The sequence below is a fragment of the Aeromonas sp. S16(2024) genome, from assembly GCF_041403065.1.
In the GTDB taxonomy this organism is placed as follows: Bacteria; Pseudomonadota; Gammaproteobacteria; order Enterobacterales; family Aeromonadaceae; genus Aeromonas.
Window position 1 is genome coordinate 53,462 of the sequence record NZ_JBGLQX010000011.1, and the last position, 16,268, is coordinate 69,729.

The window sequence follows — 16,268 nt, forward strand, 5'->3', positions numbered from 1 at the left end:
TGTGGTTTTTGTGAGTGGGCCGACAGCGATTGTGGTGTTGTGTTTCTTCCTCTGCGGGAAGAAGGGCTAAATCGGACCGATTTAACCCAGTCTGTCATCTGAATGTGTTTGGCGCCTCCGGTTGGATGGCGCCTTTTTTCTTATCTCTATACCCTGAACTGCCCCACCAGTTGCTGCTGTTTGTCCGCCAGTTGCGACAACTCCCGTCCGTTGTCGGCCGAGGTCGCCGCCTCGGCCCTGATGGTATGGCTCACATCGCGGATATTGCTGACATTACGGTTGATCTCGTCCGCCACCCCGCTCTGCTCCTGGGCCGCCCTGGCTATCTGCTCGTTCATCTGATGGATGGTGGCCACCGCATGGATGATCTGCTCCAGCACGCTGACCGACAGCTCCACCTTGCCAAGGGTCAGATCCGCCTGGCTGTGGCCCGTCATGATCGCCTTGACCACGGCCTCTGTGCCCGACTGCAGCTCGGTGATCAGGTTCTGGATCTCGACGATGGCATTCTGGGTACGACCGGCCAGGTTGCGCACCTCGTCGGCCACCACGGCGAAGCCGCGACCCTGTTCACCGGCCCGCGCCGCCTCGATGGCGGCATTGAGCGCCAGCAGGTTGGTCTGTTCGGCTATCCCCTGGATGACGATGAGGATGTCGTTGATGTTGTCGCTGTTGGCGGCCAGCCGCTCCACCACGGGCTTGGCGTCGCTGATCACCGCCATCAGCCTGGACATCGCCTGCTGGGTATCGGCGACCACGGACTTGCCCTCCTGGGCCGCCATGTCCGCCTGGTTGGCCGCGCTCACCGCCGAGCTGGCATTGCCCGCGACCTGCAGGGCGGTGGCGCTCAGCTCCTCGAACGCCGTGGCCACCAGATCCACCTCCTGATATTGGGACTGCATGCCGGCACTGGTGCGCTCGGCCCCTTGCGCCGCCAGCGCCGCGCTGGCCCGGGTGCCGGCCACCGTGTCGATCACCTGGCTGATGGTGGACTGCAGCTTGTCCAGGAAGTTGTTGAACCACTTCGCCAGCTCGCCTATTTCGTCATCACGGCGCAGGTCGATGCGCTGGGTCAGATCCCCCTCGCCGCTGGCGATGTCCTTGAGGCGGGCTACCACGGTGCGGATGGGGGCGACGATGCGCTGGGCCATCAGCCAGATGCAGAGCAGGGCAAGGGCCGAGATGGCCCCGCCGATCAGCAGCTGGGTGGCGACGCTACGCTGGGACTGGCCCTCCAGCTCCCCCTGCAGTTGCAGGGCAGAGGCGAGCACCACGGCGCGGGGCAGTTCGATGTAGATGCCCCACTGGCGATCCGTCCCGCGCATGCTGACCGGCACGAAGGTCTGCAGCAAGGCGCCGTCCGGGCTCCAGCGCGTGACCACCTCCCCCTTGGCGAGCCAGCCGTTGAGATCCGCCGACAGCCCCTGCTGATCCAGAGGATCCCCAAGGGCGACCTGGAACCCTTCGACCCCGGCTACCCGGCCCTCGTGACTGAGCAGCAGCACCTTGCCCTGCCCGTCATAGAGCGTCTTGTCCATCTCCTCCACCAGGCTCTGCAAGGTGGCCAGCGAGATATCGACCCCGACCATGCCGAGCAGAGTGCCCTCTTCCAGCAAGGGGGCCGTCACCGAGGTCATCAGCACCTGCCGGGTGCCCACCTCGTCCACATAGGGTTCGAGCAGGCAGAGGGCACGGCTGCGAATGCTGCAGCTGTACCAGTCATTCTCCAGGCCACCGTGCTCGGACGGCTTGTCGTTGGCCAGCAGCGCCTCGTCCATCACCTCCAGGGTCACCTTGCCGTCGACTCTGGCCCAGTAGCTGGAGAAGCGCCCCTTGTCGTTGGCCCCGAGCGCGGTCGAGCCCTGATAGTTGTCGTCTTCGCCGTCGAGCTGATTGGGTTCGAATACCGCATAGACCCCGAGCAGATTGGCCGATGACTCCGCCGCGTCCTGCAACTGCTGGTTCACGGCACTGCGCAGCGCCTCGGAGTGAACGAAGTTGTCGGCCGCGTTCTTGCGCTGGAACAAAATGCCCTGGGCCAGCAGGGTGGCTCTGAAATAGGCCTCGTCGAGGTAGCTGGTCACTCTGGCCGCCTGGGTGGACCCCATGGCCTTCATCCAGTTTTCTGCCGCGTGCTGCCCCTCCAGGGTGGTGGAGGTGAGCACCTGCTCCTGCATACGGGCCGCATTGAAGAGGGAAGAGGCGACCAGTGCGGCGGCACTGGCCAACAGGCAACAACCGGCAATCAGGGTGATCCGTCCCTGAACAGAAAGAGAACTCATGCCACGATTTCCTAACGTCTACAGATGTGAACACTGTATCGGTTTTGGACACAAAAACTTAACTAAATCAGCTGAGATCCAGGCTCAATTGGTTGATCTCCCCCGCCCCTGGCAGACCGACCACCAGACCGAGCAGGCGAATGGGTTTTCCTTGAGACCGTTGCAGCCCCTCGTGCAGCAGATCGTGGAAACGGCTCGCCTGGTAGCTCCCCTTGCGATAGACGGTGGTCTGGTGGAAATCGGCAAACTTCAGCTTGATCCCCTGCCCCATCAGCGCCTCCGCAGGGCAAGCCCTGGCAAAGCGCAGCTCCAGCTCGGGAATGAGCCGGCCGAGCACCTCCCGGCAGGCGGCTTCATCCAGCACGTCGCTGGCGAGGGTCGTCTCCACCCCTATGCTCTTGCGTATCCGCCGGGCCTGCACCGGCTGATCGTCATGCCCCCAGATACGGCCAGCCAGCATCTCCCCGAGCTTGCCGAAACGGCTCACCAGCTCCTCGTTGCCGAGCTGGCGGGCATCCTCGCAGGAGTAGAGCCCGAGGGACTCCAGCCGCTCCGCCGTCTTGCGGCCTATGCCGGGCAGCTTGCCGAGGGGCAGCTGGCGCACGAACTCGTCCACCTCCTGGGGGCGGATGACGAACAGGCCGTCCGGCTTGCGCTGCTCGGAGGCAAGCTTGGCCAGAAACTTGTTCGGCGCCACCCCGGCCGAGGCGGTCAACCCCAGTTCGAGGACGATGGCGGCGCGGATCTCGGCCGCCATCAGGGTGGCGCTGCCGCCGCAGTGGGGGCTGTCGGTGACATCCAGGTAGGCTTCATCGAGGGAGAGCGGCTCCACCTGCTCCGTGTAGCGCAGGAAGATGGCCTGCAACTGGCGGGAGGTCTCCTTGTAGACGGCCATCCGCCCGGGGATCAGCACCAGCGGCGGGCAGAGTTTCCTGGCCAAGGCGCTCGGCATGGCGGAGCGTACCCCGAAGCGGCGCGCCACATAGTTGCAGGTGGAGATGACGCCGCGCCTGTCGGCCGAGCCGCCGATGGCCAGCGGCACCTCCCGCAGGGCCGGGTTATCCCGCATCTCCACCGCGGCGAAGAAGCAGTCCATGTCGATGTGAATGATCTTGCGCATGCCAGAGTCTGTTGAGCCGTCGGCGCCTGCCGCATGGTTGGGTGCACCGCCGCTGTCGTGATGAGGCGGCGACACCACTGTATGAATAACCAGTCAAGGCCCCATGCTACCCCAGCCCTGTCATTTCTGCCAGCGCACGGGAGGAGAGGGACGGATAGACTCTCAAGGCACCATCCACATCAGACTCAAGGAGGAGAGAGATGAGAGCAATCTGGCCGGGACTCTGCCTGCTGCTGTTGCCGCTGACGGGCATGACCAAGGACCATCCGACCGCCGAGTGCAGCTGGCTGTTTGAGCGCATAGAGATACTGGAGAAGGCCATCAAGCAGGGGGACAAGCTGGGCACAAGGGAGGAGCTGGCAAAGCGAAAGGCGGAGTTTCACAACAAGGCCTGCAGCCAGTACGACTACTGAGCGCCATGAAGACGCGAGCCGACCCAGGGTCGGCTCGCGTGCATTCGATGCACCCGCACGCGGGTGCTCGCCCTCAGAGGATGCGGTTGTCCACCAGCATCTTGCGACGGGCCTCTTCCTTGGCCATCTTCTTCTTGCGATTGTCGCAGGGCTCCGGGCAGTCGCACTCCTTCTCGATCCCTATGGTGCCAAGGCCGCCACAGGAGCCGGAGATGGTCTTCTTCTGGAAGATGTAGCCGATGGCCATGGCCACCACCACCACCAGAAACACCCCGAAGGTGATCAGAAAGATCTGCATGGTATTACCCCTTTACTGTTTAACCAGATACGGCTCGACGGCATCCGGCGACAAGATTCCCAGGCGCCGCCGAGTGATGGCGACGCCTTCACGGTTAACCGGGCTGCTTGGCCAGGTAGGGCTTGAAGGCATCCGAGTAAGCCTCCTCGAAGCCCTCGTCCGTCTTGGTGATGACGAAGATGGCCAGACCCCGCTCCTTGGCATAGGCCAGGCTCTTCTGCGTTCCCATGACCGTCAGCGCCGTAGCCAGCCCGTCTGCCGTCATGCAGGAGGGGTGGATCACGGTGACCGACACCATGCGATGGGTGATGGGCTTGCCCGTCAGCGGATCCATGGTGTGGGAGAAGCGCTTGCCATCCAGCTCGTAGTAGTTGCGATAGTCCCCCGAGGTGGCGACGCCGTTGTCCCCTGGCACTATCACTTCCTGCACCGAGCCGGCATTGGCGGTCGGCTTCTCGATGGCGACGCGCCAGGGGTGACCCTTGCCGTTGACGCCATTGATCCGCAGCTCGCCGCCGATCTCCACCAGGTAGTTGCGCGCCCCCAGGGATTCCAGGTACTCGGCCACCTTGTCCACCCCGAAACCCTTGGCGATGGCGGAGAGATCCACGTAGAGATCCGGGATGTCCTTTTGCAGGGTGTCGGCGTCGACCGAGGTTACCACATGCAGATTGCCGAGGCCCGTCTTCTGCCGGGTCTGGGTAATAAGCTCGTCGGATGGCACCTTGGTCGGTTTGGCATCCGGCCCAAAGCCCCACAGATTGACCAGGGGGCCCACGGTGACGTCCAGCGCCCCGCGGCTCTCGCGGCCAATGTGAATGGCCTCGGTCACCACCCGGGCTGTGTCACGGGAGACCACCAGCGGGGTATTGTCCTTGTGCTGGTTGAAGCGCGACAGTTCGGAATCCGGGCGGTAGGTGGACATCTGATCGTTGACCCGCTCCAGCAGGACATCCACCTCGGCCTGAAGCTTGGCGGCATCCGTGACGGCGGCATCTGCCACCTTGATGGAGTAGTAGGTCCCCATGGTGCTGCCGGTGATGTGGATCTCCGGTTTGGATTGGACCGATTCCTGACCGCACCCAGTCAAGAAAAAGGCTAGCCCGAAGGCTAGCCAGGTCTTTACAACACTGTGCATGGATTAACCACCAAAGTCATCCAGGAGGATGTTTTCGTCTTCAACGCCGAGGTTTTTCAGCATGTTGATGACGGCAGCGTTCATCACGGGAGGTCCACACATGTAGAACTCGCAATCTTCCGGCGCCTCGTGGTTCTTGAGGTAGTTCTCGAACAAGACGTTGTGGATGAAGCCGGTGTAGCCATCCCAGTTGTCTTCCGGTTGCGGATCCGACAGGGCGACGTGCCACTGGAAGTTGTCGTTCTCGGCGGCCAGCATGTCGAAGTCCTCGACATAGAACATCTCGCGCTTGGAACGGGCACCGTACCAGAAGCTCATCTTGCGCTTGGACTTCAGGCGACGCAGCTGGTCGAAGATGTGGGAACGCATCGGCGCCATGCCGGCACCACCACCGATGAACACCATTTCGGCGTCGGTGTCCTTGGCGAAGAACTCACCGAACGGACCCGAGATGGTCACCTTGTCCCCAGCCTTCAGGCTGAAAATGTAGGAGGACATCTGGCCGGGAGGGGCAGTCCAGTTGCTGGGCGGCGGGGTCGCGATCCGCACGTTCAGCATGATGATGCCGAACTCTTCCGGATAGTTCGCCATGGAGTAGGCACGGATAATAGGCTCGTTGACCTTGGACTCCAGCTCGAAGATCTTGAAGCGATCCCAGTCCCCGCGATACTCCTCGGGAATGTCGAAGTTCTTGTACTGCACGTGGTGGGCAGGGGCTTCGATCTGGATATAACCACCGGCGCGGAACGGCACGCTCTCGCCATCGGGGATCTGCAGCTTGAGCTCCTTGATGAAGGTGGCCTTGTTGTCATTGGAGATGACGGTACAGTCCCACTTCTTCACGCCGAAGATCTCTTCCGGCAGCTCGATGTCCATGTCGGAACGCACTGTGACCTGACAGGCCAGACGCTCGCCATGACGGGCTTCGCCCTTGCTGATGTGATCCAGCTCGGTCGGCAGTATGTCGCCGCCGCCGGCTTTCACCCGCACCTTGCACTGACCACAGGAGCCACCGCCGCCACAGGCGGAGGAGACGAAGATACCGCTGCCGGCGAGCACGCCGAGCAGCTTGCCACCCGCCGGGCTGGTCACAGCCTTGGCCGGGTCGCCGTTGATGCTGATTGTCACGTCACCTGCGGTCACCAGCTTGGACTTGGCGAACAGAATGACTGCCACCAGGGCCAGCAGGATCACGGTGAACATGACCACACCCAGAATAATTTCCATCTATATTTCCTTTCCGATTACAGGGAAATACCAGAGAAGGACATGAAGCCCAGCGCCATCAGACCCGCGGTGATGAAGGTGATGCCGAGGCCACGCAGGCCTTCCGGAACATCGGAATACTTCATCTTCTCGCGGATCCCCGCCATCGCGACTATGGCCAGCATCCAGCCTGCACCCGACCCCACGCCATAGACCACAGACTCCACGAAGTTGTAGTCACGCTGCACCATGAAGGAGACGCCACCGAAGATGGCGCAGTTCACCGTGATGAGCGGCAGGAAGATGCCGAGGGCGTTGTAGAGCGCCGGGAAGTACTTGTCCAGCGCCATCTCCAGGATCTGCACCAGGGCCGCAATCACCCCGATGAAGGTGATGAAGCTCAGGAAGCTGAGATCCAGGCCGGAGACCAGGGCACCGTCTTTGAGCACGTAGTTGTAGATCAGGTTGTTGGCCGGAACGGCAACGGTCTGAACCACGATAACGGCAATACCCAGGCCCATGGCGGTCTTGACCTTCTTGGACACCGCCAGGAAGGTACACATCCCCAGGAAGAAGGAGAGCGCCAGGTTTTCGATGAAGATCGAACGAATCAACAGACTCAGATAGTGTTCCATACCTTAATCCTTTGCCTCCACCTGCTTGGGATCCTTGGTGCGTACGCCCCAGATGATCAGACCAATGATGAAGAATGCACTCGGCGGCAGCAGCAGCAGGCCGTTCGGCACATACCAGCCACCATTGTTCACCAGCGGCAGCAGTTCGATGCCGAACCAGGTGCCAGACCCCAGGATCTCGCGCACAGTCGCCACGGCCAGCAGCACGGCACCATAGCCCAGACCGTTGCCGATGCCGTCCAGGAAGGAGGGCAGCGGGGCGCTCTTCATGGCATAGGCTTCGGCACGACCCATCACGATACAGTTGGTGATGATGAGGCCGACGAACACCGACAGTTGCTTGGAGATGTCATAGGCATAGGCCTTGAGCACCTGGTCAACCACGATAACCAGCGAGGCAATCACCGCCATCTGGGCGATGATCCGCACGCTGTTCGGGATCTGGTTGCGGATCAGGGAGATGAACAGGTTGGAGAAGGCGGTGACCGCAGTAACGGCCAGCGTCATCACGAACGCCGTCTTCATCTGGCTGGTAACGGCCAGCGCGGAACAGACACCCAGCACCTGCAGTGCGATGGGGTTGTTGCCGAGCACAGGCGTCAACAGCAATTTTTTCATTTCGCTCTTGTCAGCCATTGTTGATTTCTCCTGCACGTACCTTGGCCAGGAAGGGACCGAAGCCCTTGGGGCCCATCCAGAAGTCGAAGGTGTGCTGTACGCCATTACCGGTCAGGGTTGCGCCAGACAGGCCGTCGATTTCATGCTCGGAACCAGCCGGAGCATGGCCCTTGATCACCCGCAGCGCAGGCTGACCGTCCTGATCGAACAGCTTCTTGCCGACGAACAGCTCGCGCCAGGCCGGATTCTCGATCTCGCCGCCCAGACCCGGGGTTTCACCGTGGTCATAGTAGGTGATGCCCTTGATGGTCTGGCCGTCGGCCGCGACCGCCACGAAGGCATACATGGTGGACCACAGACCCTGGCCGTAGATCGGCAGTATGATGTTGTCGACCTTGCCTTGTGCATCTTTCGCAAAGAACACCGGGATCAGCTTGGAGATCTGACGCAGACTGGCCTTGTCATCGGCCGGGGCCAGACGAACACTCTTGGCCGGATCTTTGGCCGCCAGCTTGGTGTCGAAGTTGTCGGCATCGCCGTCAACGAACTCACCGGTGGCCAGATCCACCAGACGCGCCTCAATCTTGTCGCCATACAGCTGGGCCAGGTCACGCTTGGCCACCGAGCTGACATCGACACCGGCAACGGACAGTATGTTGCTTTGCTTGTCCAGCGCCTTGTTTTCCAGCTGGGCCGGACGCAGGCCCACCGCAGCCACGGAGACCACGATGGAGCAGACCAGACACAGACCGGTCACTACGGCGAGAGTGCCGATAGTAGAGTCTTTATTAAACGCCACGTGCGATCCTCCGCTTGATGTTCGCCTGCGCCACGAAATGGTCAAACAAGGGGGCAAACAGGTTGGCAAACAGAATGGCCAGCATCATGCCTTCCGGGAACGCGGGGTTCACCACACGGATCAGCACGACCATGACGCCGATGAGGGCGCCGTACCACCACTTGCCCTTGTTGGTAAAGGCGGCGGAGACAGGATCGGTCGCCATGAAGGCCATACCGAAGGCGAAGCCGCCCAGCACCAGATGCCAGTGCCACGGCATGCTGAACATGGGGTTGGTATCGGAGCCGATGACGTTGAACAGCAGGGAGGTCGCCACCATGCCCACCATGACGCCTGCGATGATGCGCCAGGAGGCGATCCGCATGTAGACGATCATGGCCGCACCGATGAGGATCATCAGGGTGGAGACTTCACCGATGGAACCTGGCAGGTTGCCGAGGAAGGCATCCATCCAGCTGATAGCCTGGCCGGTTGCACCGTTGATCAACGCCATCTGGCCACCCTGGGCCCACTGGCTCAGGGCGGTTGCGCCGGAGAAGCCGTCAACGGCGACCCAGACGGCATCGCCGGAGATCTGACCGGGGTAGGCGAAGAACAGGAACGCACGACCCGCCAGGGCCGGGTTCAGGAAGTTCTTGCCGGTACCACCGAACACTTCCTTGGCCATCACCACACCGAAGGTGATGCCGAGCGCGGCTTGCCACAGTGGCAGCTCGGGCGGCACGATCAGGGCGAACAGGATGGAGGTCACGAAGAAGCCTTCGTTGATCTCGTGCTTGCGCACCATGGCGAACAGCACTTCCCAGAAGCCACCGACCAGGAACACGGTCAGGTAGATGGGCAGGAAGTGCGCCGCACCGATCAGCATCTTGCTGCCGATGCCGGCCACGGCCGGATCCAGCGAGGCACCCAGCAGGGTCGCTATGGTGTATTGCCAGGTATCGGCACCGGCCGCGCTGCCCAGATGGGCGATGGCGGCGATGGACTGGTTGCCGACGTTGTACATGCCCCAGAACATGGCCGGGAACACGGCCAGCCACACCATGATCATCATGCGTTTCAGATCGATCGCATCACGAACGTGGGCGGCATTGCGGGTCACGGACCCAGGGGTATAAAACAGGGTGTACGCCGCTTCGAACAGGGCATAGTACTTGGCGTACTTGCCACCCGGCTCGAAGTGATGTTCCATATTTTCAAGAAGTTGCTTGAAACTCATCGCTTAACCTTCCAGTTCTATCTTGGTCAGGCACTCACGCAAGACTGGGCCGTACTCTGTCTTGCCGGGGCAGACGAAGGTACAGAGCGCCAGATCTTCCTCATCCAGCTCCAGGCAGCCGAGCGCTTGTGCGCTGTCGGTGTCGCCGGAGACCAGATCCCGCAGCAGCAGGGTCGGCAGGATGTCGAGCGGCATCACACGCTCATAGTTGCCGATAGGCACCATGGAGCGATCACTACCGTTGGTGGTGGTAGTAAAGTTGATGAGTTTGCCCTTCATCAGATGAGAGAGGGTGGTACGAGTGATGGAGAACTTGTCGGCACTGGGTTTGACCCAGCCCAGGAACTCTTTCTCACGACCTTCACCCAGTACGCTCACCTGATTGTGGTAGCGACCCAGGTAGTCATGGACCCCTTCGGCCTTGGCACCGCTCAGCAGGGAACCGGAGATGATGCGATTCTCGTCAGCACGCAGCTCGTTGTTGGTCAGCTGGCTGATGCAGGCGCCCAGACGGGTGCGCAGCAGACGCGGCTTGATCACGTTCGGGCCGGCCAGGGCGATCACCTTGTCGGTGAAGATCTGGCCTGTGGTGAACAGCTTGCCGTAGGCGATCACATCCTGGTAGTTGATGTGCCACTGCACCTTCTTGGCACCGACCGGATCCAGGAAATGGATGTGGGTGCCAGGCAGGCCGGCAGGGTGCGGACCGACAAACACGGCTTCCTTGACCTGAGCCAGGGAGGCGTGCGGCAGGCTCGCCTCGCCCTTGCAGACGTGGACAGTGCCATCGGTCAGGCGGCTCAGCACGGCCAGACCGTCGAGGAAGGCCTGAGCCTGTTCCTTGATGATGAGCTCGGCGTTGGCGGCCAGCGGGTTGGTGTCCATCGCGGTGACGAAGATGGCACGCGGGACAGAGCCCACTGCCGGCACCTTGCTGAATGGACGGGTACGCAATGCGGTCCATTGGCCTGATGCGACCAGGATCTCCTGCACCTTGCTGCGCTCGAGCTGTGCCAGCTCGGCAGACGCAAAGTGTTCAAAGGTCACCTGCTCGTCAGAACCATCGATGTCGATGACAACGGATTGCAGAACACGCTTGGCACCACGGTTGATCTCAGAAACCACACCGGTGGCAGGGGCCGTGAATTTAACGCCGGGATTCTTCTTATCTTCGAAGAGCTCCTGACCTTTAATGACGCGATCACCTACTTTGACGAACATAGTAGGACGCATCCCCACGAACTCTTCGCCGAGTGTAGCAACACGGGTGATGGCCGGGCCATCGTAGATTACTTGCTCCGGAGCACCCAGCACGGGGATGTCCAGTCCTCTTTTAATTGTAATCATACTCACTTGCACTACCGTTAAGGGAAGACAGGTTGGTTAGCGCCGAGAAATACATCACGACGAGTTGTTGAATGAGCCCGTCAACATCACGGAAAACTGTCGAAGAAACAAACAAATCAGCAACATACAGGATCATTCAAAAGCGCCTGAGTTTACCACCTTAGACAAGCCAGTCGCCACGCCAAATAGGGAAAATCCCCGTCCTATCACAAAATTAACCTCTACTGAATATTTCCCTTCCCTCCCTGCAACCCGTGGTTTTAAAGGATTTTTTGTTTTACTACCCATATGGAGGTATTTTCACCTCCCCCAGAGGTTGATTAGAAAAAGTAATCCCCCCACCCTGCCGCTATGCTCTCGGTGCCTGAGGCTCGCGCTCCGGGCACGCCGTGACAATTTCGTTAATTAGTCGACGGTTGGGTAATGAAAAGGTCAACGGCTCAGGCAAAGGGGGACTTGCTGACGCAACCCGGCGTCTTGGGAGCCTGCTCCCGGGCCTGCCACTCCGCCTCGGTATAGGTATGCAGTGCCAGCGCATGGATAGCTCCTGCCAGTTCCTCTGCCAGCACGCCGTTGACCTGACGATGGCGCCCCAGCAGGCGCTGCCCCTCGAACGCCTGGCTCACCACTATGACCTTGAAGTGGCTCTCGGATCCCGGCTCCACCCTGTGCATGTAGCTCTCGTTGATCACTTCCAGATGACTGGGGGACAAGGCGGCGGCCAGTTTGGCCTCTATCTGTTGTTGCATGCTCACGGGCAAGACTCCCTCGTTGGATATCCGGCCATTGTAGCCAGGGTTGCATGCCGGATGCATCAGGCCCGCTTTAAATAGAAGGAGGCCGGGCGCCTCCTCGCTGCGGGCTGGTGAAATTCTCCGTCGCCGCTAGAATAGCGCCACTTTCCCTGCCAGCCGGGCAACACGGCGCGGGCGGGCGTCATCTATCAGCAACACCTTGGACTCTCTCTTATGCAAACCCTGCTCGACACGGCCCATTGTCGTCTGACCCTGTATCGCTACCCACGGCAGAGCCAGGATCCCCTGCAGGCCTGGGATGCGGCGGACGAATACCTGATCAACACGTTGGCGGAGTCCCCTCTTGAACAGACCGGCCCCGTCATCATCATGAACGACGGCTTCGGCGCCCTGGCCGCCTATCTGCACGGCCATGCCCCCGTCTGCGTGAGCGACTCCCATATCAGCGAGCGGGCCACTCTGGCCAATCTGGCGGAGAACGGGCTGGATCCCGCACAGATCACCCTGCAGGATGCCCTGGCGCCGCTGCCCCTTGCCCCTGCGCTGGTGGTGATCAAGGTCTCCAAGTATCAGGCGCTGCTGGAGCAGCAACTGCTGGCATTGCGCGAGGTGGTCACCCCGGCCACCCGCATCCTGGCCGCCGGCAAGGCGAAAGACATCCACAGCTCCACCCTCAAGCTGTTCGAGAAGTATCTGGGCCAGACCCGCACCTCGCTGGCCTGGAAGAAGGCGCGCCTCATTCACTGCGATCCGCAGGCCGAGCGCCCTGCCCTGGCCAACCCCTTCCCGACCGTCTGGCCGCTGGAGGGCACTGACATGCTCATCCATAACCATGCCAACGTGTTTTCACGCACCAGCCTGGATATCGGCGCCCGCTTCATGCTGGACAATTTGCCGATCCACAGCGCCCGCAGGGTGATAGACCTTGGCTGCGGCAACGGGGTGCTGGGTCTCTCGCTGCTGGCAAAGGACAGCGAGGTGGAGGTGACCTTCATCGACGAATCCCACATGGCGGTCGCCTCGGCGCGGCTCAACGTCGAGCACAACCTGCCGGACGCCCTGCCGCGGGCCCACTTCCTGGTCAACAACTGTCTCGACGGCGTGGCGGTCGGGGCAGCGGATCGGATCCTCTGCAATCCCCCCTTCCATCAGTTGCAGGCGATCACCGATCACATCGCCTGGCAGATGTTCACCGATGCACACCGGGTGTTGCCTCAGGGGGGGGAACTCTGGATAGTAGGCAACCGTCATCTGGACTATCACAACAAACTCAAGCGCTTGTTTGCCAACGCACAAGTCGTTGCGTCGAACAGCAAATTCGTTATTTTGAAAGCCATCAAACGCTAAAGGAAACCCATGATGAAAAAGTCACTCTTGCTGCTGGCCGCTCTGGTGCTGGGCGGTTGTGCCACCCACTGGCCGGAGACGGCGCTGCTCAATCCGCAAGTCATTCCCTCCAACCAGCAGTACTACTCCGGCAACCGCATCACCATGGAAGGGGTGGACAAGCGCGAGGCCGCCTATGTCTTCTCCATCAAGAAGAAAGAGAAGGCTCCCGTGCTGGTCAACAGCAGCCAGCCCCTCAACAACCTGCTGGCGGAAAAACTGGCGGAAGGGCTGCGCAGCCAGGGCCTCGAAGTGGGTAACAGCGGCACAACCAACCTGACCCTGGCCATCTCCACCGCCGCGGTCACGGTCGAAGAGAAGACCTTCACCTATGTCACCAAGTCCAAGGTCAGCCTGCAGGTGATCGCCGACTTCCAGGGCAACAGACTGACCAAGCAGTTCAACATGTCTTCCAGCAAGGAAGAGCCGGGTGAGCCGACCATGGCCGATCTGGAGTCCACCCTGAACCAGCAGCTTGGCAGTTTATTGCAACAGATCATGGCCGACCAGGCGCTGCGCGGTTATCTCAAAGGCCAGCCGAGCTGAGCAAGGAGCATATAAATGAAGAAACTCTGGTTACTGGCCACCCTGATCGCCCCCCTGGCGTTCGCCGGACAAAAAGTCCAGATGGAGACCAACCACGGCAACATAGTGGTGGAGCTGGCCCCCAAGCAGGCACCGCAGACGGTGAAGAACTTCCTGCGCTATGTGGCGGATGGCAGCTATGACGGCAGCCTGTTCCACCGGGTGATCCAGAACTTCGTGGTGCAGGGCGGGGGCTACAATCAGCAGTTCCAGCCACTGCCGACCTTCGACCCCGTGGTCAACGAATCCAGGGGCGGCCTGCCCAACAAGCGTGGCAGCATCGCCATGGCCCGCACCCAGGCGGTCGACAGCGCCACCCGCCAGTTCTACTTCAACCTGGTGGACAACGACAACCTCAACGCCAATGCCGGCGCCGGTTATACGGTGTTCGGCCAGGTAGTGCAGGGCATGGAAGTGCTGGACAAGCTGGCTCAGGTGCAGACCGGCTACAGCTCCATACTGCGTGCCAATGACGTGCCGACCAGCCCCATCATCCTGAAAAAAGTGGTGCTGCTGGCGGACAAATAACGGGGGGCGGATCACATTCCGCCGCGACCTGGCCCGGGTCACCGGCGCCCCTTTCTATACTCTGGCCTTGTCCGATGCGGGACATGGCCAGGCAGAGAGAGGAGGTTCCGGTGACTTGTCACGATTACATTGCCCAACACGCCATTGAGCTGGCTCAGGCGGTTCGTCACTTCCTGGCACGGGAAATGCCCTATCGGCAGCTCGAGGATCTGAGCTGGCAACTCCTCTCCCGCTGGCAGGCGCTGCCCACCATCCCGATTGACAAAGAACCCGCCACCGAGCAGGAGGGGGTGTTCTGGCACCTGCTCCACAGCCTGCACCTGTGGGACCAGCATCAGCTCGTCACCGACACCTGGCTGCGTCAGCGACTGATGGCCTGCGCCACCTTCCTCTTGGCCGAGGGGCCCTGTCCGCACCACTGCATCGGCTCACGACCCTGAATCCCGGGCCGCCCCGCTCGGCTTGCCTTGGCTATCCCCCTCGAACCTGACAAAATGACCCCCTTTTCTCTGAGGAGTCAGGCAGTTGAACAATCTCCGCCCGCCCAGTCATACCCCGGACCGCGCCACAAGCTGGCGAGACGCCCTCGCCGTCTATCTGGAAGCGCGGGTACTCACGCTGTTTGCCATGGGCTTCTCCTCCGGCCTGCCCTTGCTGCTGGTGTTCGGCACCCTCTCCTTCTGGCTGCGCGAAGCCGATGTCAGCCTGACCGACATCGGCTACATGAGCTGGGTGGCGCTGGCCTATGGCTTCAAGTGGCTGTGGTCTCCCCTGGTGGATCGACTGCCGCTGCCGCTGCTCTCCCGGCTGCTGGGGCGGCGACGCAGCTGGATGCTGCTCTCCCAGGTGCTGATCGCCCTCTCCCTGGTGGGCATGGCCTATTGCGATCCCAAGACCCAGCTCGCCCAGCTCGCCCTGTTCGCCCTGCTGGTGGCATTTTGCTCCGCGACCCAGGACATCGTCATCGACGCCTACCGCATCGAGTCGGCGCCTGAACGCCTGCAGGCGGCCATGGCGGCCTCCTACATGACGGGTTACCGGCTCGCCATGATCATGGCGGGGGCGGGGGCGCTGGCGCTGGCGGCCTGGCTTGGCAGCAACGACAGCTACGACTACCGCGGCTGGCAGCTCACCTACCTGCTGATGGCGGGACTCATGTCCCTCGGCGTCATTACCACACTGCTCAGCCACGAGCCGGATATCGACCTCCATCGCCAGAACGAGCAACAGATGGAGCGCAAGGCGCTGTTGCTCGAGCGAGGCTGGCCCCGAACCCTGGCCGGGCTGGGCGCCTGGACCTATGAGGCCATCTGGTGCCCCTTTGCCGATTTCTTCCGCCGCTACGGCGGCTCAGCCCTGCTGATCCTGGGGCTCATCGCCTGCTATCGCATCTCGGATGTGGTGATGGGGGTGATGTCCAACAGCTTCTATGTGGATCTGCAGTTCAGCAAGACGGAGGTGGCCACCATCACCAAGGTGTATGGCGTCATCATGACGCTGGTGGGGGCGGCCCTAGGGGGGGTGCTGGTGATGCGCTTCGGCACCCTGCGCATCCTGTTTCTCGGCGCCGTGCTCACCGCCAGCACCAATCTGCTGTTCGCCCTGCTCAACGAAGTGGGTCACAACCTGGAGCTGCTGACCCTGATCATCTCCCTGGACAACCTCAGCGCCGGCATTGCGACGGCGGCCTTCGTAACCTATCTGTCGAGCCTGACCAACGTCGCCTTCTCGGCGACCCAGTACGCCCTGTTCAGCTCCATCATGTTGCTGATGCCCAAGTTGCTGGCGGGTTTCTCCGGTCAGGTGGTCGAGCAGATCGGCTACAGCAGCTTCTTCGTCGGCACCAGTCTGCTCGGCATTCCGGTGATGATACTGATCATCATGGTTGCCAAACGAGGCGATGCTTTGTTACCACAAGCGGACAAATAGCAAGCGTTTG

General features: G+C 61.3%; 17 protein-coding genes. 6 read left to right on the forward strand and 11 right to left on the reverse strand.

Annotated elements, in window-relative coordinates:
* Positions 1–146 precede the first annotated feature (146 nt).
* Positions 147–2,282 carry a methyl-accepting chemotaxis protein gene (locus ACB030_RS10220; RefSeq protein WP_371159508.1) on the reverse strand — a complete coding sequence of 712 codons (2,136 nt, stop codon included), beginning with the start codon at positions 2,280–2,282 and terminating at the stop codon, positions 147–149.
* 67 nt (positions 2,283–2,349) lie between these two features.
* Complete coding sequence (gene dinB, locus ACB030_RS10225) at positions 2,350–3,402, reverse strand: DNA polymerase IV (RefSeq protein WP_139436603.1); 1,053 nt, start codon at positions 3,400–3,402, stop codon at positions 2,350–2,352.
* 200 nt (positions 3,403–3,602) lie between these two features.
* On the opposite strand from dinB, the gene ACB030_RS10230 reads away from it, so the two are divergent.
* Positions 3,603–3,815 (forward strand): hypothetical protein, encoded by a 213-nt coding sequence (locus tag ACB030_RS10230; RefSeq protein ID WP_342058067.1) that lies wholly within the window; start codon positions 3,603–3,605, stop codon positions 3,813–3,815.
* Positions 3,816–3,888: 73 nt separating this feature from the next.
* Here the strand turns inward: ACB030_RS10230 and nqrM are convergent, their stop codons facing one another.
* The 9 genes from nqrM to ACB030_RS10275 all read right to left on the reverse strand — a co-directional run bounded on the left by nqrM (position 3,889) and on the right by ACB030_RS10275 (position 11,824).
* A complete protein-coding gene (nqrM, locus tag ACB030_RS10235; RefSeq protein ID WP_005330718.1) occupies positions 3,889–4,113 on the reverse strand; it encodes a (Na+)-NQR maturation NqrM in 225 nt (74 codons plus the stop codon).
* Between the two features lie 94 nt (positions 4,114–4,207).
* Positions 4,208–5,251, reverse strand: coding sequence for an FAD:protein FMN transferase (locus ACB030_RS10240; RefSeq protein WP_205641213.1), 1,044 nt, complete (start codon positions 5,249–5,251; stop codon positions 4,208–4,210).
* A gap of 3 nt (positions 5,252–5,254) precedes the next feature.
* Positions 5,255–6,478, reverse strand: a complete 1,224-nt coding sequence (gene nqrF / locus ACB030_RS10245; protein ID WP_025327948.1) for an NADH:ubiquinone reductase (Na(+)-transporting) subunit F — start codon at positions 6,476–6,478, stop codon at positions 5,255–5,257.
* Between the two features lie 17 nt (positions 6,479–6,495).
* A complete protein-coding gene (gene nqrE, locus ACB030_RS10250) occupies positions 6,496–7,092 on the reverse strand; it encodes an NADH:ubiquinone reductase (Na(+)-transporting) subunit E (protein WP_005330713.1) in 597 nt (198 codons plus the stop codon).
* Positions 7,093–7,095: 3 nt separating this feature from the next.
* On the reverse strand, positions 7,096–7,728 hold the full coding sequence (locus ACB030_RS10255; RefSeq protein ID WP_042654098.1) for an NADH:ubiquinone reductase (Na(+)-transporting) subunit D: 633 nt from the start codon (positions 7,726–7,728) through the stop codon (positions 7,096–7,098).
* Positions 7,721–8,509 (reverse strand): Na(+)-translocating NADH-quinone reductase subunit C, encoded by a 789-nt coding sequence (locus ACB030_RS10260; protein WP_371159514.1) that lies wholly within the window; start codon positions 8,507–8,509, stop codon positions 7,721–7,723. The genes ACB030_RS10255 and ACB030_RS10260 overlap by 8 nt, the downstream gene beginning before the upstream one ends.
* Positions 8,499–9,728, reverse strand: coding sequence for an NADH:ubiquinone reductase (Na(+)-transporting) subunit B (locus ACB030_RS10265; RefSeq protein ID WP_371159516.1), 1,230 nt, complete (start codon positions 9,726–9,728; stop codon positions 8,499–8,501). Before ACB030_RS10265 ends, ACB030_RS10260 begins: the two co-directional genes overlap by 11 nt.
* 3 nt (positions 9,729–9,731) lie before the next feature.
* The gene (locus ACB030_RS10270) at positions 9,732–11,075 is read right to left on the reverse strand and encodes a Na(+)-translocating NADH-quinone reductase subunit A (protein ID WP_371159517.1); all 1,344 of its coding nucleotides are present in this window, start codon (positions 11,073–11,075) and stop codon (positions 9,732–9,734) included.
* 440 nt (positions 11,076–11,515) lie between these two features.
* A complete protein-coding gene (locus ACB030_RS10275) occupies positions 11,516–11,824 on the reverse strand; it encodes a BolA family transcriptional regulator (RefSeq protein WP_041204526.1) in 309 nt (102 codons plus the stop codon).
* Positions 11,825–12,043: 219 nt separating this feature from the next.
* On the opposite strand from ACB030_RS10275, the gene ACB030_RS10280 reads away from it, so the two are divergent.
* From ACB030_RS10280 to ACB030_RS10300, 5 genes are all read left to right on the forward strand, one after another.
* Positions 12,044–13,177, forward strand: coding sequence for a methyltransferase (locus tag ACB030_RS10280; protein ID WP_371159519.1), 1,134 nt, complete (start codon positions 12,044–12,046; stop codon positions 13,175–13,177).
* Between the two features lie 12 nt (positions 13,178–13,189).
* Complete coding sequence (locus ACB030_RS10285; protein WP_371159521.1) at positions 13,190–13,762, forward strand: YajG family lipoprotein; 573 nt, start codon at positions 13,190–13,192, stop codon at positions 13,760–13,762.
* 15 nt (positions 13,763–13,777) lie between these two features.
* Positions 13,778–14,329: a peptidylprolyl isomerase gene (locus ACB030_RS10290; protein ID WP_106886050.1), complete on the forward strand. Its 552-nt coding sequence runs from the start codon at positions 13,778–13,780 to the stop codon at positions 14,327–14,329.
* A gap of 110 nt (positions 14,330–14,439) precedes the next feature.
* Positions 14,440–14,769, forward strand: coding sequence for a hypothetical protein (locus ACB030_RS10295; RefSeq protein WP_371159524.1), 330 nt, complete (start codon positions 14,440–14,442; stop codon positions 14,767–14,769).
* A 187-nt stretch (positions 14,770–14,956) separates the two neighbouring features.
* A complete protein-coding gene (locus ACB030_RS10300; protein WP_371159619.1) occupies positions 14,957–16,258 on the forward strand; it encodes an MFS transporter in 1,302 nt (433 codons plus the stop codon).
* Positions 16,259–16,268 lie beyond the last annotated feature (10 nt).